This is a genomic window from Citricoccus alkalitolerans, assembly GCF_039528175.1.
Taxonomy (GTDB): domain Bacteria; phylum Actinomycetota; class Actinomycetes; order Actinomycetales; family Micrococcaceae; genus Citricoccus; species Citricoccus alkalitolerans.
On record NZ_BAAALH010000001.1, the window covers coordinates 1,010,674 to 1,028,215 of the forward strand.

The 17,542-nt window shown below is 68.7% G+C and carries 16 protein-coding genes; 15 read left to right on the forward strand and 1 reads right to left on the reverse strand.

Annotation, left to right across the window (positions count from 1 at the left end; genetic code table 11):
- The first annotated feature begins 21 nt into the window (after positions 1–21).
- Positions 22–855 carry an undecaprenyl-diphosphate phosphatase gene (locus tag ABD134_RS04520; RefSeq protein WP_344227068.1) on the forward strand — a complete coding sequence of 278 codons (834 nt, stop codon included), beginning with the start codon at positions 22–24 and terminating at the stop codon, positions 853–855.
- On the forward strand, positions 855–2,141 hold the full coding sequence (mshC, locus tag ABD134_RS04525) for a cysteine--1-D-myo-inosityl 2-amino-2-deoxy-alpha-D-glucopyranoside ligase (RefSeq protein ID WP_344227070.1): 1,287 nt from the start codon (positions 855–857) through the stop codon (positions 2,139–2,141). The genes ABD134_RS04520 and mshC overlap by 1 nt, the downstream gene beginning before the upstream one ends.
- Before the next feature lie 20 nt (positions 2,142–2,161).
- Here the strand turns inward: mshC and ABD134_RS04530 are convergent, their stop codons facing one another.
- On the reverse strand, positions 2,162–3,049 hold the full coding sequence (locus ABD134_RS04530) for a PAC2 family protein (RefSeq protein ID WP_378108353.1): 888 nt from the start codon (positions 3,047–3,049) through the stop codon (positions 2,162–2,164).
- Positions 3,050–3,171: 122 nt separating this feature from the next.
- On the opposite strand from ABD134_RS04530, the gene ABD134_RS04535 reads away from it, so the two are divergent.
- From ABD134_RS04535 to ABD134_RS04595, 13 genes are all read left to right on the forward strand, one after another.
- Positions 3,172–3,933 (forward strand): HAD family hydrolase, encoded by a 762-nt coding sequence (locus ABD134_RS04535; RefSeq protein ID WP_344227072.1) that lies wholly within the window; start codon positions 3,172–3,174, stop codon positions 3,931–3,933.
- Complete coding sequence (locus ABD134_RS04540; protein WP_344227074.1) at positions 3,930–5,069, forward strand: site-2 protease family protein; 1,140 nt, start codon at positions 3,930–3,932, stop codon at positions 5,067–5,069. Before ABD134_RS04535 ends, ABD134_RS04540 begins: the two co-directional genes overlap by 4 nt.
- A gap of 32 nt (positions 5,070–5,101) precedes the next feature.
- Complete coding sequence (locus ABD134_RS04545; protein WP_344227076.1) at positions 5,102–6,202, forward strand: tRNA (adenine-N1)-methyltransferase; 1,101 nt, start codon at positions 5,102–5,104, stop codon at positions 6,200–6,202.
- Between the two features lie 176 nt (positions 6,203–6,378).
- Positions 6,379–8,148: a proteasome ATPase gene (gene arc / locus ABD134_RS04550; RefSeq protein WP_344227697.1), complete on the forward strand. Its 1,770-nt coding sequence runs from the start codon at positions 6,379–6,381 to the stop codon at positions 8,146–8,148.
- 131 nt (positions 8,149–8,279) lie between these two features.
- Positions 8,280–9,872 (forward strand): depupylase/deamidase Dop, encoded by a 1,593-nt coding sequence (dop, locus tag ABD134_RS04555; RefSeq protein ID WP_378108461.1) that lies wholly within the window; start codon positions 8,280–8,282, stop codon positions 9,870–9,872.
- A 46-nt stretch (positions 9,873–9,918) separates the two neighbouring features.
- Complete coding sequence (locus ABD134_RS04560) at positions 9,919–10,122, forward strand: ubiquitin-like protein Pup (protein ID WP_344227080.1); 204 nt, start codon at positions 9,919–9,921, stop codon at positions 10,120–10,122.
- 5 nt (positions 10,123–10,127) lie between these two features.
- Entirely contained in the window at positions 10,128–11,600 is a 1,473-nt protein-coding gene (pafA, locus tag ABD134_RS04565; RefSeq protein ID WP_344227082.1) for a Pup--protein ligase, read from the forward strand.
- 103 nt (positions 11,601–11,703) lie between these two features.
- Positions 11,704–12,708, forward strand: a complete 1,005-nt coding sequence (locus tag ABD134_RS04570; RefSeq protein ID WP_344227084.1) for an FKBP-type peptidyl-prolyl cis-trans isomerase — start codon at positions 11,704–11,706, stop codon at positions 12,706–12,708.
- Positions 12,709–12,773: 65 nt separating this feature from the next.
- Complete coding sequence (locus tag ABD134_RS04575) at positions 12,774–13,169, forward strand: FKBP-type peptidyl-prolyl cis-trans isomerase (RefSeq protein ID WP_344227086.1); 396 nt, start codon at positions 12,774–12,776, stop codon at positions 13,167–13,169.
- A gap of 7 nt (positions 13,170–13,176) precedes the next feature.
- Positions 13,177–15,261 carry a helix-turn-helix transcriptional regulator gene (locus ABD134_RS04580; protein WP_344227088.1) on the forward strand — a complete coding sequence of 695 codons (2,085 nt, stop codon included), beginning with the start codon at positions 13,177–13,179 and terminating at the stop codon, positions 15,259–15,261.
- Positions 15,262–15,299: 38 nt separating this feature from the next.
- On the forward strand, positions 15,300–15,587 hold the full coding sequence (gene tatA, locus ABD134_RS04585) for a Sec-independent protein translocase subunit TatA (RefSeq protein ID WP_344227089.1): 288 nt from the start codon (positions 15,300–15,302) through the stop codon (positions 15,585–15,587).
- 18 nt (positions 15,588–15,605) lie between these two features.
- Positions 15,606–16,472, forward strand: coding sequence for a twin-arginine translocase subunit TatC (tatC, locus tag ABD134_RS04590; RefSeq protein WP_378108351.1), 867 nt, complete (start codon positions 15,606–15,608; stop codon positions 16,470–16,472).
- A 94-nt stretch (positions 16,473–16,566) separates the two neighbouring features.
- On the forward strand, positions 16,567–17,542 hold a 976-nt coding region (locus ABD134_RS04595), incomplete at its 3' end, for a DEAD/DEAH box helicase (RefSeq protein ID WP_344227090.1).

The window sequence follows — 17,542 nt, forward strand, 5'->3', positions numbered from 1 at the left end:
TGTGACGTAGGGTTCTCTGATGTGAACTGGTTAGAAGCGATCATCCTGGGCCTGGTCCAGGGCTTGACGGAATTCATTCCCATCTCGTCCTCAGCGCACCTGCGCATCGTCGGCGAGTTCCTCCCAGGAGCCGCCGATCCGGGAGCCGCGTTCACCGCCATCACCCAGATCGGCACGGAACTGGCGGTCCTGATCTTCTTCTGGAGGGACATCGTCCGGATCATCTCGCGCTGGTGCGGCTCTCTGGTCGGCAAGGTGGAACGCAACGACCCGGACGCCCGCATGGGTTGGCTGATCATCATCGGCTCGCTGCCCATCGCCGTGGCCGGGCTGCTCTTCGAGGACTACATCGACACGTCGTTCCGGTCCCTGTGGATCGTCGCGACGATGCTGATCGTCTTCGGCCTGCTGCTGGCTGTCGCCGACGCTCTCGGGCGGCAGACCAAGCCCCTGGAGAAGCTCACGCTCAAGGACGGCATCCTGTTCGGGCTGGCCCAGATGATGGCCCTGATCCCCGGTGTCTCCCGCTCCGGCGGCACCATCACGATGGGCCTCGCCCTGGGTTTCACCCGCGAGGCCGCCGCCCGGTACGCCTTCCTGCTGGCCGTTCCGGCCGTTTTCGCGTCCGGTTTCTACAAGCTGTTCCAGGCTTTGGGGGAGCCCGGCGCCTCGGCCTCCTATGGCATGGGCGAGACCCTGCTCGCCACCCTTGTCGCCTTCGGGGTCGGCTATGTCGTCATCGGCTGGCTCATGAAGTTCATCTCAACCCACTCGTTCAGGCCCTTCGTCTGGTACCGCATCGGTCTCGGCCTGCTTCTCTATATCCTGCTCGGCTTCGGAGTGATCAACGCCTGATGGAATCCTGGAACACGCCCCTCCCGGCTCGCCTGCCCGTCCAGCCGGACCGGCTCAAGATCCATGACACCTCATCCCAGGTGGAACGCCACCCTGGCAACCTGGCTGAGGCGTCCCTGTACGTCTGCGGGATCACGCCCTACGACGCGACCCACCTCGGACACGCGAACACCTACGTGACGTTCGACCTGCTCAACCGCTACTGGCGCTCCTGTGGCCTGCCGGTCACCTACGTGCAGAACGTCACCGACGTGGACGATCCGCTGCTGGAACGGGCCATCGCCACCGGTGTGGACTGGCGGGACCTGGCGGCAGACCAGACCGAACTGTTCCGGTCGGACATGGAGGCCCTCAATGTCCTGGCACCGGACCACTACGTCGGCGCCACCGAGACCGTGGACTGGGTGGTCCAGTCCGTGGAGGCCCTCGTGGACAACGGCACCGCCTACTCCGTGCCAGGCGTGGACGGTGGACCGGACGGTGACGTCTACTTCTCGATCGACGCCGCCGAGGAGGCCACGCACTGGACCCTCGGCAGCATCGGCCGTCTCGGGTCCGAGGAGATGACCACGGTTTTCCCGGACCGCGGCGGCGACCCGGAGCGCCCGGGCAAACGGCACCCGCTGGATCCTCTGCTGTGGCGGGTGGCCCGCCCCGGTGAACCGACCTGGGACGGCCGATCCCTGGGCACCGGCCGGCCGGGTTGGCACATTGAGTGCTCCGCCATTGCCCGGCGTCTGCTGCCGGCTCCCTTCACCGTCCAGGGTGGGGGCTCGGACCTGCGCTTCCCCCACCACGAGTTCAGTGCCGCCCACGCCACGGCCGGCGACGGGCAGCCCCTGGCCGGTACCTTCGTCCATGCCGGGATGGTCGGCTACGAGGGCGAGAAGATGTCCAAGTCCCTGGGCAACCTCGTCCTGGTCTCCCGGTTGCGCCAGCAGGGCGTGGAGGCGGTGGCCATCCGCGCGGCGCTGCTCTCGAAGCATTACCGCACCGATTGGGCGTGGACGCCGGAGCTGTTGCGGCAGTCGATGGACCGAGTCGCCCGGTGGCGCCAGGCCCTGGGCTTCGAGGCAGCCGAGGACGGTGACGCTGTGCTGGGTGCCGCCCACCGCGCACTGTCCCACGATCTGGATGCTCCGGCCGCACTGGCCGAGCTGGACCGCTGGGCGGAACGGGCCCTGGTCAGGGATGCCGTGGATCCGGCCGACTCAGTACACACCTCCGACCTCTCGTCCCCGGACGTCCGGACGGTGACCAACGGTCTCCTCGGCCTGATGCTCTGAGTCGACCTGAGGGGTTCCGACTAGTCCCGGCCGCGCCGGCGCAGGTACCGCTCGAACTCCTCGGCGATGGCCTCGCCGGAGGCCTCGGGCAGTTCCTCGGTGTCCCGTGCGCGCTCCAGCTGTTCCACGTAGGCTGCGACGTCGGGGTCCTCTCCGGCGAGTTCGTTCACGCCTCGTTCCCAGGCCTCAGCGTCCTCGACCAGCGGCGTGAGGTCCAGGCTCACTTGGACGAGGTCCTCGATCCGACGCAACAGTGCCAGTTCCGCCTTGGGGGAGGGAGCCTGAGAGACATAGTGGGGGACCGTGGCCCACACGGACACCGTCGGCAGCCCCGCCCGTGCGGCCGTGTCCGTCACCACCCCCACGATCCCAGTCGGCCCCTCATACGTCGGCCGTTGTGCGCCCAGGGCCTCCCGGAGCTCGGGATCTGCGCTGGAGGGCCTGGCCGGCAGTGGCCGGGTATGCGGAACGTCGGCCAGCAGCGCCCCCAGCATGATCACGGCGTCGACGTTCTGTTCGGCGGCATGGGTCAGCAGTTCGGCTGTGAAGGCCTGCCATCGGTAGCTGGGCTCGGCCCCCGACACGAGGATGACGTCCAGGCCTTCCACATCGGTCGCCCGGAACATGCGCGTCTGCGGCCAGGACAACGTGCCGAGCCCCTCGGCGTCGCGCACCACGGTCGGACGGGTGAACTGGTAGTCGTAGTAGTCTCCGTCCGTCAGGGAGCCGGCCGCTGCAGCACCCCATTGACGGCGCAGCAGGTCGATCGCGCTGGTGGCCGCCTCACCGGCGTCGTTCCAGCCCTCGAAGGCCGCGACCATGACCACTGGCCGGCGTCCGGAGACCATACCGACCAGATGGTCGCGCAGTCCCGATTGCCGACCTGATGTTCCGTCCATCTCTGCCATGATGGCCACCCTAGACCCGTGTGAACGTGGGGTGCCAGACGTGTGCCGGACGTGAGCCAGGCCTGAACTCTCCGGGCCAACCCTCGTCGGGAGCCCGTCCGTGCGCCACTAGACTGGGAGGCATGCCCATCCGATCCTCCGCAGGCGCTCCGCGCCCCCAGGACCGCCAGTCGACCCCGTTGCCCGATCACGGTCCCGCCGCGGAGGCGGTGCCCGCAGCGGTCCTCTGGGATATGGACGGCACCCTCGTGGACACCGAACCGCTGTGGAACGAGAGCCAGCGGGCCCTCGTGGAGGCCGCCGGTGGGCGGTGGACCACCGAGTTGGCGCACGGGTTGGTGGGCCAGGCGCTGGACCACGGAGCCGGCCTGCTCCAGGAGGCCGGGGTCACGCTCAGCGTGGGGGAGATCATCGAGCGCACCATGACTGACGTGGCCCATGGCGTGCGCCGCTCGGTACCGTGGCGCCCCGGTGCGCGGGAACTGCTCACCTCGTTGCGGGATGCGGCCGTGCCCTGTGCCCTCGTCACTATGTCCCACGCCCCGTTGGCCGCCGTGATCGCCGAGTCCGTCCCCACCGGTTCACTCGAGTTCCTCGTCACGGGGGACATGGTCCTGCGGGGCAAGCCGGACCCGGAGCCCTATGTCACGGCACTGGACGTTATGGCTCGCCGCCACGAGGGCCTGGACCGGAGCGCCTGCATCGCGGTCGAGGACTCGATGCCCGGATTGCTGTCCGCCGCCGGGTCTGGCCTGGCCGTCGTCGCGGTCCCGCACGTCCTCGCTCTGCCCGATGACCCACGGTGGGAGAAGTGGACCACCCTCGCCGGCCGCACCCCCCGCGACCTCGCCGCGGTGGCGGCGCGGATGTCGGCGGCCTCGTGAGCGGCGACGCCCTCAAGCCCGTTTCCGGCCGCCGCGGGAAGCTCCGCCTCGGCTCACTGATCGGGGTTCCGGTCTACCTGTCCTGGAGTTGGACGCTCATCGCCCTGTTCGTGGTGGTGCTGTTCGGGCCTCAGGTCCAACGACTGTTCCCCGAACTCGGGCTCGGTGCCTATGGGATCGCCTTCCTCTACGCCGTGCTCCTGTTGCTCTCGGTCCTGGTCCACGAGCTGGCCCATGCCGCCAGCGCGAAGGCGTTCGGCTGGCCCACCACGGAGATCGTTCTCAACCTGTGGGGCGGCCACACCCAGTTCGGCAATTTCCAGGCCACGCCGGGCCGCTCCCTCGTCACGGCGCTGGCAGGACCCGCCGCCAACGTTCTGCTGGCCCTCGGTGGCCAACTGCTCATGGTGACGTGGGCCCCCGACGGCGTCGGGAGCCTGCTGCTCGGCATCTTCACCTACGCGAACTGGCTGGTGGCGGTCTTCAACGCTCTCCCGGGCCTCCCGCTGGACGGTGGCCGCATCGTCGAATCAGCCGTGTGGGCGGCCACGGGGGATCAGGACAAGGGGACCATCGCCGCAGGCTGGGCCGGACGCATCATCGTGCTGGCCCTGATAGTTGGGGTCGTGGTGGTGCCCCTGGTGCAAGGGCGGCCAGCCGACATCCCGTTGATCGTGATCCTGGTGATGGTCGGTTACTTCCTCTGGACCGGTGCCACTGAGTCCATCCGCGGCGCCCAGCTCCGGCTGCGGGTCCCGGGCCTGACAGCCGCCCAGCTCATGCATCCGGCCGTCGGCCTGCTCAACACCGCCACGGTGGCGGACGTCCGAGGCCGGCTTCCGGGCACGCTCGCGGTGCTCGTGGCCCCCACCGGCCAGCCAGAGGCCATTGTGGACGAGACCGCTCTGGCCCGCGTCCCGGACCGGGACGCCTCATCCGTCCTGGCTGCGGCCACCGCCCGGGCCCTGGCCCATGGCGCCGTGGTCCGCGCCACCGACGCCGGACGCCCCCTGGTGGACCGGCTCGCGGCAGTGGACGGTGCGGAATACGCTGTCCTGGCGCCCGAAGGCACCGTCTGCGGCGTGCTCCTCCAACCCGATGTGGTCCAGTGGCTCACCACGGGCCGTCGTCCCTGACCCTGACCACCCACCAGAAAGATCACCGCCGCATGACCGACATCTCCAGCCCCACTGGCGTCAACGAACGCCGTGGCCCCCTGCGCCCTGGCCAGCGGGTCCAGCTCAAGGACGCCAAAGGACGCCTGAACACCATCACCCTCACGGAGGGCGGGCAGTTCCACAGCTACCAGGGCGTCCTGCACCATGACGACCTGATCGGCGGCCCGGACGGCGTGGTGGCGAGGAACTCGGCTGGTCACGAATATCAAGTCCTGCGCCCGTTGATCAGCGACTTCGTCCTGTCCATGCCGCGCGGGGCCACCGTCGTCTACCCCAAGGACTCCGGTCAGATCGTTCAGATGGCCGATATCTTCCCCGGTGCGCGGGTGGTGGAGGCCGGCGTCGGTTCCGGGGGCCTGTCCATCTCCCTGCTGCGCGCGGTGGGGGACGCGGGCGAATTGCATTCCTACGAACGCCGCGAGGAGTTCGCGGACGTGGCTCGCGCCAACGTGCAGACGTTCTTCGGCGGGGAGCACCCGGCTTGGCAGATCCACCTCGGCGATGCGCAGGAGCAGATGACCGCGGTCCATGAACCCGGTTCCGTCGACCGTGTGGTGCTGGACATGCTGGCGCCCTGGGAATGCCTGGATGCGGTCGCGACGGTGCTGGCGCCGGGCGGGGTGTGGATCAACTACGTCGCCACCGCCACCCAGCTCTCCCGCGTGGCCGAGGCGATCCGTGAGGACGGGCGGTTCACCCAGACCGAGGCCTCGGAGACCATGGTCCGCGGCTGGCACCTCGACGGCCTGGCCGTCAGACCCGATCACCGCATGGTCGCCCACACCGGCTTCCTGCTGGTCTGCCGCCGCCTGGCCACCGGCCAGGAGGCCCTGGCGCTGAAGAAGCGCTCCAAGGTCTCCGAGTTCAAGGCCGTGGACGTGGAGGCCTGGCAGCCGGCGGACGAGTCGCGTTGGACCCCGCAGGCCCTGGGTGAACGCCCCGTGACGGACAAGAAGGCGCGTAAGGCGGCTCGCGAGGCGGCGTCCATGGAGCAGAAGGGCGCGCGTCGCCACCTCACGGACATGGATCTCGATGAGGGCCCGGCCGTGGCAACGAATCCGGTGGAACCGGACGACCCGGCAGACCACTGACCGACGGACCATCCACCCGCCGGAGGTCGGAGACGTCGTTACGCCACCAGCCAAGCGCGCCACAGCGTTCGCGGACAGGCTTAGGATGGATAGGTAAGGCTGACCTCAGGCATTCCCCGATCCGGTCGGCCGGAAAGGTATCCGTGAGCGATCCCACCACCACCGGAAACACACCGATGGAGTCCGGCCTGACGCACCAGCTGGATGCGGCCAAGCGTCGCGCCTCCACCCTCGTGGAGAAAAACCGGACGCTCGAGTACCAGCTGCAGACCGCCGCCCGGAACAACCGCCGCATGGTCGACCTGCTGGAGGAGACCCGGGACGAGATCGCGACCCTCAAGGCTGCCCTGGAGCTGGACGGGGAGGCACCTTTCGCCTTCGCCACGGTTCTGGAGGTCCATCCGGCCCGCGAACCCGTCGAAGGCGTCGAGATCGCGGCGACGGTGCAGGGTGGCGTGGATGTCATCCACAACGGCCGCCGGATGCGGGTGACCGCATCACCCCTGCTGGATCCCGCCCGGATCACCCCCGGCTCCGACGTGTTGCTGAACGAGTCCCTGACCATCGTGTCCGTGCTCGAGGCCGAACGGGCCGGGGAGCTGGTCCGGGTGAAGGAAACCATGGACGACGGCCTGCTGGTCGTCGTCGGGCGGGGAGACGAGGAACGCGTGGTGCGCCGGTCGCACCGTCTCTCGGGTCAGCGCATCCGCGTGGGGGACGCCGTCACCTATGACTCGCGGACCGGCCAGGCCCTCGACGTCGTCCCACTGAACGAGGTCCAGGACGTGGTCCTGGAGGAACTCCCGGATGTCAGTTATGAGGACATCGGAGGCCTGCGGGACCAGATCGAACAGATCCGTGACTCCATCGAGATGCCCTTCCTGCACCCGGGCCTGTACCGCGAGCACGGCCTCAAGGCCCCCAAGGGCATCCTGCTCTACGGACCTCCTGGCACCGGCAAGACCCTGATCGCCAAGGCCGTGGCCTCCTCCCTGGCCGCCCGCTCCACTGAGGAGCGCCGCTCCTACTTCCTCAACATCAAAGGCCCTGAGCTGCTGAACAAGTACGTGGGGGAGACGGAGCGGCACATCCGCACCATCTTCGCCCGCGCCCGCGAGAAGGCCTCGGACGGCTACCCGGTCGTGGTGTTCTTCGACGAGATGGAGTCGTTGTTCCGCACCCGCGGCTCCGGCGTCTCATCGGACGTGGAGACCACGATCGTTCCCCAGCTCCTGGCCGAGATCGATGGCGTGGAACGCCTGGACAACGTCATCGTCATCGGCGCCTCGAACCGCGAGGACATGATCGATCCGGCGATCCTCCGCCCCGGCCGACTGGACGTGAAGATCCGTGTCTCCCGGCCGGACGCTGAGGGCGCCGCGGACATCTTCGGCAAATACCTCACCGCCGCCCTGCCTCTGCACGCCACCGAGCTGGAGCGGTACGGCAGCCGGGCTGACACCATCATGGCGATGATCGCCACCGTGACGGACCACCTGTTCACCCGCGGCCCCGAGACCGAGTACCTCGAGGTCACCTACCTGGACGGCACCACCCGGACGCTGTACTTCGCCGATTTCACCTCCGGTGCCGTCATCGCGAACATCGTGGACCGGGCCAAGAAGAAGGCCATCAAGGACTACCTGTCCGCCGGTTCCGCCGAGGAGGCCAAGGGGCTGCGGACCGAGCACCTGGTGCAGGCCGTCCGGGAGGAGTTCACCGAGCAGGAGGACCTCCCGAACAACGCGTCCCCCGAGGAGTGGGCCCGGGTCTCCGGTCACCGCGGCGGACGGGTCGCCGGGATCCGCATGCTGATCCGCCATAGTTCCCCGGACTCCGCAGGCTCCCGCCCCACCTTGACCTCCACCGACCACACCCGCACTCCTGGCATCCCAGAGCACCCCGGCACGACGACGGCGAGCGCCTCCCAGCAGGAGTCACAGTGACCCATGTGCCCACACCCCCTGACAGTGGGGCCGGCGTCGGGCCCGTGGTGGCGGACCGGCACGGGCTGGTCCCTGTCGATGCCACGCTTCCGGCCGGACGCGACACCGCCGGGTGGGGAGTGCACCGGGTGATGGGCCTCGAGACCGAGTACGGCGTCCACGCCCCCGCCAACCCGGGTGCGGGGCATTCGGTGCTCTCCGTGGAGGTGGTCAACGCCTATGCGGACCTCGTGACCTCCGAAGGCGGGACCGTGGCGGGCACGGAATGGGACTACGGGGAGGAATCCCCGCTCGTGGACGCGCGCGGCTGGCGGCTGCCCCGCTCGGCTGCCCATCCCTCTCAGTTGACGGATCAGCCACTGATGGGCGCCGACGGCAGTCCCGTGCACCTGCTGACGAACCTGGTCCTGCCCAACGGGGCCCGCCTCTACGTGGACCATGCCCATCCCGAATACTCCTCACCCGAGACCACGAACCCGTTGGACGCCATGGTGTGGGACCAGGCGGGTGACCTGGTGGTGCTGGCCGCCTCGCAGCGCATCGCCGCAGCGCCGGGGGAGCCCCAGGTGCTGCTGTACAAGAACAACACTGACAACAAATCGGTGTCCTATGGCGCCCACGAGAACTACCTGGTGAGCCGCGGCCTGGACTTCGATGAGCTGGCACAGCGCCTGGTGCCGTTCTTCACGGCCCGGCAGGTGATCTGCGGGGCCGGCCGCGTCGGGCTCGGTGTCACAGGGGCGGGCCCCGGGTTCCAGATCAGCCAGCGGGCCGACTTCTTCGAGGAGCAGGTCGGCCTGGAGACCACCGTTCGGCGGCCCATCGTCAACACGCGGGACGAGCCACATGCCGATGCCGACCGGTACCGCCGGCTGCACGTGATCATCGGGGACGCCAATCTCTCTCAGTATGCGACGTGGCTGCGCTGCGGCATGACCGCCCTCGTGCTCTCCATGATCGAGCTCGGCACCGCGCCGGACGTGGAACTCATGGACCCCGTGGCGGCCCTGCAGCGGATCAGCCACGATCCCACCCTGCAGGCCACCGTCACTCTGGTGCGTCCCCTGGAGGGTGCTGGCCCGAGCGGTCGCCGTGAGGCCACCGGACTGGAGATCCTGCGGGTCTATCTCGAGGCCGCCGAGCGGCACGTCCACCATTTCGGCATGGGGGACGAGGCCACGCTGGACGTGCTGAACGCCTGGCGGGAGTCCATCGAGACCCTCGGGACCGATCCGGCCGCCATGGCCGACCGGCTGGACTGGGTGGCCAAGTACCAGCTGTTGTCCGGATACCGTCAACGCCACGGCCTGGACTGGGGCGATCCCCGCCTCGGCATGATGGACCTGCAGTATGCGGACCTGCGCCCGGACAAGGGGCTCTACCAGGCCATGCTGCGCCGTGGCTCGATCCGCCGGCTGGTGCCGGACGAGAGGATTCGCGATGCCGTCGGCTCGCCTCCGCGGGACACCCGGGCCTGGGCACGGGGCCGGACGGTGGATGTATTCGGACGTCATGTGGTCGGGGCCAGTTGGGATACTCTCCTGGTGCGAGAGGACGGCGAGGGTCCGCTCTACCGATTCCATCAGCGTGAACCGTTGGCCGGCTCGGCAGAACAGCTGTCCGGGGTGTTCGAGGAGCCGGCGGCGGAGGGCTCCTACGAGCAGCTGCTCGAGGCCTTGGCCCGAGTGCAGGCCGGCCCGCCACGGCGTCACGGACACCGCTGAATCCTCTCACCGATAGACACCCCCATCACCACCCCCAGGAGCGACCATGTCACAGCAGTACGGCTCATCCTTCGAGCGCGAGGAAGACTCCGTCAACGGTCCTGACGCGGATCCCTCGCCAGCACCCACGGGCGCCGCGGGACAGACCAGCACCGCGGACTTGGACAGTCTGCTCGACGAGATCGACTCGGTGCTCGAGACGAACGCCGAGGAGTTCGTCAAGGGCTTTGTCCAGAAGGGCGGCCAGTAGCCCGCATGGACCGTAGGATCATGGGCGTCGAGACCGAATACGGCGTGCACTACTCCCATCCGCGAACACGGCCGCTGACGCCCGAGGAGGTCGCCCGGTACCTGTTCCGTCCCGTGGTCGAGTGGGGCCGTTCCTCCAACGTATTCGTCGCCAACGGCTCCCGGCTGTACCTGGACGTGGGGTCCCACCCGGAGTACGCCACCGCGGAGTGCTCCACCCTGGACGAGCTCGTGGCGGTGGACAAGGCCGGCGAGCGGGTCATGCAGGAACTGATCGATGAGGCCACCCGGCACATGAGGGCCGACGGCTTCACCGGGACCATCTACCTGTACAAGAACAACGCGGACTCCGCAGGGAACTCCTACGGTTCCCATGAGAACTACCTGCTGAACCGCCGGACCGAGTTCCGCCGGCTGTCCGAGGCGCTGATCCCCTTCCTGATCACCCGGCAACTTGTCTCGGGGGCGGGCAAGGCCATCGGCACCCCCTCCGGGATCGGCGACGGAGGACAACCCGGAACCGACGGAACGGCGGGGGGACCGCCCGGAACCCCAGAACCCCACTTCGCCTTCTCCCAACGAGCAGACCACGTGATGGAGGGCATCTCCTCCGCCACCACCCGCTCCCGTCCTATCATCAACACGCGGGACGAACCCCATGCGGACGCCGCCGAGTACCGCCGTCTCCACGTGATCGTGGGGGATTCGAACATGTCCGAGACCACCCAGCTGGTCCGGTTCGGGGCCACCGACCTGCTGCTGCGCATGATCGAGGCCGGAACACCCCTGGGCGACCACCAGCTGGCCAACCCCATCCGGGCCATCCGACAGGTGTCCCACGACCTCACCGGAACCGCGCAGCTCGAGCTGCGCGACGGTGGGCACCGTTCGGCGCTGCAGCTGCAGCGTCACTACCTGGAGCAGGCCACCTCCTTCGTGCGGGACCAGGGACCCCACCATGATCGGGTGCCGGCCGTGCTCGATCTGTGGGAGCGCACGCTGGACGCCGTGGAGAGCGGGGACTATTCCCAGATCGACACCGAGATCGACTGGGCCATCAAGCACCGGTTCCTCTCCCGGTACGCCGCGAAGAACTCCCTGGGTTGGGATGCGCCACGGATCGCCCAACTCGACCTGTCCTACCACGACATCACGCCCCACCGTGGCCTGTTCTCGCTGCTGCAGTCACGCGGAGCCGCCGCACGATTCCTGGACGATGCCGTTATCGAGGACGCGGTGGACAACCCGCCACCGTCCACGCGCGCTACCCTGCGGGGCCGGTTCATCCGCGCCGCGCGGGACGCGCGCCAGACCTACTCGGTCGATTGGACCCACCTGAAGCTCAACGACCGACCTCTCCAGGCCATCAGCATCAAGGACCCGTTCCAGACCGAGTCCGATCGGCTCGATGCGCTCCTCGGTCAGCTGCGCCACGCGGCAGGTGAAAAGCCCGACCCATCCAGCGTCTCTTCAGTCTGACGTGACAAACTGGAGGGGCCGGGTGATGGCCCGGCCTGGGTCTCACGCCCGCCGCCCTTCTCGCCCCGGGGTTCGACCCCGCCCCGAACTACCGAAGGATCCCATGTCCCGCACCGTGTCCCGATCGCGCCGGTCTCGCACCGCCGCACCCCTGTCCCTGTCCCTCGTCGGAGCCTTGCTGTTGGCCGGCTGTGCCGCCCCGGAGCCACGTGGCGCCGGAGACATCGAGGCCTTGGAGCCCGTGTCACTGGAGCTCAACGAGGAAGGCGCCCCCGAGGTCACGGTGGACGGGGAGATCCAGGCCGAGGAGATCTCCTCGCGCGTGTTGAAGGACGGCGACGGCGCGGACGTCAATGACGGCGACATCGCCCTGGTGCAGACTGCCATCGTGGATCCGGCCTCCGGCGAGGTCACCGCCGAGAACTTCACTCAGGGCTCCGAGGCCGTATTCCTCAACGACACCCTGAAGGAGGGCAATGACGTCCTGTACAACATGCTCGACCAGAACAAGGTCGGCGCGCAGATCTCCTTCTTCATGCCCGGAGCCCAGATGGGCCAGGGGGCCCCGGACCAGCTGATGGTCTTCCAGATCGCCGACGTCCGTCCGGCGCGCGCCGAGGGTGAATCCGTCGAGGTCACCGACGACTCCCTGCCGGCTGTCACGCTCAACGAGGACTCCGGCGAACCCGCCATCGCCGAACCCGAAGGGGATGCCCCGGCCGACCTCGTCGTACAGCCGCTCATCGAGGGCGACGGCGAGGAGGTCGGTGAGGGTGACCACGTCACCGTCCAGTACAAGGGCGTGAAGTGGTCCGACGGCGAGGAATTCGACTCCTCTTGGTCGCGCGGTGAGCCTGCAGGATTCCCACTCAGTGGCGTCGTCGCCGGTTGGTCCGAGGGACTGCAGGGCCAGAAGGTCGGCTCCCAGGTGCTTCTTGTCGTCCCGCCGGAGATGGGTTACGGCGAAGAGGGCACCGAGGGAATCGGCCCCAATGAGACCCTCGTCTTCGTGGTGGACATCCTGCACTCCATGGCCCCGGCCCAGCCCACCGAGGCACCGGAGTCGACCGAACCGGCCCCCTCAGAATCGGCCCCCGAGTCTGAGTAGTCTGGGACGGACCGCAGTGTCAAGCGGAACTGATCTGTACCCGACCTTCTGGAAGGAAGAAACCCATGTCCTTCGGACAGCGCAATTATGACCGCACCCGCCCGGAGATCGATTTCCCCGGTGACAACCCGCCGGAAGAGCTGGTCATCGAGGACATCGCCGAGGGCTCCGGCCAGGCCGTCGAAGCCGGCGACCGGGTCTCCTGCCATTACCTCGGAGTGGCCTGGTCCACCGGTGCCGAATTCGATGCCTCCTGGAACCGCGGCCAGCCACTGGACTTCCAGGTCGGCGTCGGCCAGGTCATCAAGGGCTGGGACGACGGCCTGCTGGGCATGAAGCTCGGTGGCCGACGCCGTCTCGAGATCCCGCCGAACCTGGCCTACGGGGACAGCGGCGCCGGCGGCGAGATCGGCCCGGGCGAGACGCTGATCTTCGTGGTGGACCTCGTCGGGATCAACTGAACCCACCGTGTCCGCCGCATCGCCAGCGCGCTCCACGGAGCGCATCGTCTCCCTCCTGTGGGTACTCTTGGCGAGTGGCCGCCGCGGGGTCACCCGCGAGTACCTGCTCGCCTCCGTGGACGCCTACGCGCTGTCCCCATCGGCGGCGGCATTCGAGAAGATGTTCACCCGTGACAAGGAGATCCTGAAGGGCATCGGCGTACCGTTGGAGTCCTTCACGGTCCAGGACGAGTCCGGCTTCGAGTCCTCGGAACCAGGCGGGGAGACCCGCTACCGGATCGACGAGGACCGGATGTACCTGCCGGCAGTCCCCTTCACCAACGGGGAGCGCCTGGCCCTGATGAGGGCAGAATCCGCCTGGGCCGGTTCGGAGATCGGCCATGCCGTGGTCCGGGCCCTCGGCCGGGTGGACGCGGGGGAGGGCTGGTTCGAGGCCAGGTCGGGCTCCGACCATGAGGCCTTCGGGGTGCGCCTGGCCGGAGCAGACCGCTACCTGACGGAACTCGGGGACATGGTCCGCGACCAGTCGGTGATGCGTTTCAGCTACCGGACCGTGAATGCCGAGCGCGCCGAGGACCGGACCGTGCGGGCGTGGGCGCTGACCAACCCGACGGGCGTCTGGTATCTAGTCGGCTGGGATCTCGACCGGCAGGAGCAACGCACCTTCCGCCTGACCCGGTTCGAGTCCGAGCCCCGGTTGGCTGCGGCCGGCTCCGGCCCTGACCGCGCCCCGTTCCGGCCCGTCGACTTCGACGTCCAGGCGGTCCACAACGTGGTCTCCGGGCAACGCCAGCCGGCGTCCACCGTGCTGCACCTGGCCACCGGACGGGCCGTCCACCTGCGCATTGGTGCCGAGCCCACGGACAATCCCACCACGGTGCCCGCGGGCTGGGACGAGGTCCGGGTGACCTACACCCGCCCGGCGGAACTAGCCGGGAGCATCGCCGCGGCGGGGCCCCTGGCCCGGCTTCCGGACGTCGAGGACCCGCTGCGGGCCGCCGTCGTGACGTTGCTCGAGGGCGCCCTGGCTGCACATCTGGCGGCACGGCCGGACTACACGCTCAGCACCCCGACGCGGCGCCGCAACCGCAGGACGGACCGTGACAAGGTCGCCGCCGTAGTGGACGCCATAGGACTGGCGAACCAGCGGAACGGGATCAGCCGCGCCGAACTGGCCGAGCGGCTCCACGTCAGTGACCGTGAGCTCACCGCCATCCTGGACGAGCTCTGGTTCTGCGGCATGCCCGAACGGCAGTTCGCCGGGCAGCAGTTCGAGGTCCTGGAGCAGGACGGGCGGATCCGCGTCTCCCAGGCCGAACGGCTCTCCGGCCCCCTTCGCCTCAGCGTCCCGGAGGCCGCCGCCTTGGCCATCGGCCTCCGCGCGGCAGCGGGCATCCCGGGACTCACGGATACCGAGCGGCAGGACACGGCGTCGGCGCTGGACAAGATCCTGGCCGTGTCCGGCCCCGAGGTGGAACAAGCAGGAAGCGGCATCGTGGCCGGATTCGACTTCGGTCCCTTCACCGAACTGGCCGGCCGGTTGCACGCCGCCGTCCGCGAACAGACCCTGCTCTCGATCGACTACCACTCCGCAACCAGGGACGCGACCTCCACCCGCACGGTGGAGCCCCTGCGCATCACCAGCGAGGGCGGCCACGGATACCTGCAGGCCTGGTGCCGGTCAAGCGACGGCCGGCGGAACTTCCGACTCGACCGGATCGCCGCCGTCTGCGAGACCGGGGAGACCTTCGACTCCCGTCGCCTGCCCGTGGACGACCGCCTGTTCACCAAGCACGGTGACGAGGCCGCCGTGACGATCCACTTCGCCCACCGCATCCGAGACCTGGCCGCCGGATTCGATCCGGAGAGGTCCGCCGTCCTGGAGGACGGCTCGGTGATCGCGGAGGTCAGGCTCGCCCACGCTGACTATGCCCACGCGCAGGCGGCCCGGTTCGGCGGGGAGTTCCGGGTGCTGGCCCCCCAGGAGCTCGTCGAATCCACCGTCGATTGGCTCCAGCGTGCCCGAACCGGATACGTCACCGGGAATTCACCGTCACCGGGTGTCTCCACGGGCACCGGACCTGCGGCGTGACGTAAACTCGACAACGTTCAATCGAAAGGACGCTCCCCATGGCTGGACTTCAGGGATGGCAACTCGTCATCATCATCGCTATCGCGCTGTTGCTGTTCGCGGCCCCCAAACTGCCCGCGATGGCCCGCAACCTCGGACAGTCGATGCGAATCTTCAAGTCCGAGGTCAAGCAGATGAAGGACGACGGCACCGGCAAGAGGGACACCTCAGCCACCGCGGACGGCCAGGACCCCGAGGGCTCAGACGCCGTCGAGGGCCGCATCGTCAACGGTGACGCCGACGGCACGCGGAACGGTCGGAAGACCGGCACCAACGACCAGCAGTAGTAGCAGGTCACCGCCTCCATGACGTCTGCTCCCAAGGCGGCCCGTACGAAGCACACCAAGGTCACCCGGGCCGCGCGCAAGAACAACCCCGCCGGGGAGATGGCCCTCAAGGACCACCTCAAGGAACTCCGCAACCGCCTCATCATCGCCGGCATCGGCCTGACCCTGGGCGCGATCGTCGGGTTCATCATCTACCAGCCCTTCTTCTCGGCGCTGATCGACCCGGTGCACCGACTCTCCGACGAGGGCCGCATCGTCACGGTGTCCTTCAGCGCCGTGGGGCAGCCCTTCGACATCATGCTGCAGGTCGCCCTGTTCGTGGGGCTGGTCATCTCGAGCCCCGTCTGGCTGTACCAGGTGTGGGCCTTCGTGGTGCCGGGGCTGAAGAAGAAGGAGAAGCGCTACGCCCTGGGTTTCATCGGGGCCGCCGTCCCGCTGTTCATCCTGGGCGTCCTGCTGGGCTGGCTCGTGCTGCCGGAGGCGGTCCAGTTCTTCGTGGGGCTGTCCCCGGAGGGCACCGCCAACGTGATCTCGGCGGACGTCTACATTCCCTTCGTGTTGCGGTTGTTCCTGGCCTTCGGCTTCGCCCTCGTGCTGCCCGTGGTTCTGGTCGGCCTGAACATGATCGGCGTCCTCCCCGGGCGTCAGATCATCAAGCACTGGCGGATCACCATCTTCCTGATCGCCCTCATCGCCGCACTGGCCGCCCCGGGCTCGGACGCCATCACGATGTTCTACCTCGCGATGCCGCTGGTCCTGCTGTTCGGCGTCGCCATCGTCATCTGCCTGCTCAATGACAAACGGCGGGCCAAGCGTGCCGCCAAGGCCGAGCAGGACAACGAGGACTACCTCACCACGGGTCCGAGGCCCCTCGACGAGCTGTAGGCACCGGCCCCCGTCACCCACCGCCCGTCAACCGCCAGCCGGGCTCTGCCGGTCCTGTCGGCGGCCGGACCCGGCCATGTCCTAGGCTGGCCTCATGGCACCTTCCGCGGACAACACCACCGGCCAGCCGAGTCCCGCGGAGCGTTACGCGGCCGCTAGGCGCCGGGCCGCAGACGCCCGGACTGAACTGGGCCGGTTCACCACCACCCTGGGCTTCGAATTGGACCCCTTCCAGGCCGAGGCCTGCCGTGAACTCGAGGCCGGCAACGGCGTCCTGGTAGCCGCCCCGACCGGAGCTGGCAAGACGGTGGTCGGTGAGTTCGCCATCCACCTCGCCCTGGTCCACGGCCAGAAGGCGTTCTACACCACGCCGATCAAGGCGCTGAGCAACCAGAAGTTCCAGGAGCTCGTGTCCACCTACGGGGCCGACCGGGTGGGCCTGCTGACGGGGGACACCGCCATCAACTCCGAGGCCGAGGTGGTGGTGATGACCACCGAGGTGCTGCGGAACATGCTCTACGCCGATTCCGACACGCTGACGAACCTGGCCTATGTGGTCATGGACGAGGTCCACTACCTGGCCGACCGGTTCCGCGGGGCCGTGTGGGAGGAGGTCATCATCCACCTCCCCGAGCATGTGCAGCTGGTCTCCCTGTCCGCGACCGTCTCCAATGCGGAGGAGTTCGGTGCCTGGCTGGACACGGTGCGCGGTTCCACCTCGGTGGTGGTATCCGAGCACCGCCCCGTCCCGTTGTGGCAGTACGTGATGGCCGGCAATCAGCTCTACGACCTCTTCGCCACCGAGGTGGCCTTCGACGAGGTCGCACCCGTCAGCGATGACCCGACCTCGGACGCCCAGCCCGCGCCGGAGCCGAAGGACACCTCGGGCGGCCGTCTGGTGCTCAATCCCGAGCTGGCGCGCCTGGCCGAAGACCAGCGTCGCCGCGAGGAACGCAGTGACTGGGGGCGTCCTGGCCGCAGCACTTATCGCGGCGGCCGCGGCGGCCCCCGGGGTCGCGGCGGCGGCAGGAGCGGAGGCCGCGACGGCGGCGGTTCCGGCCGCCAGCCCC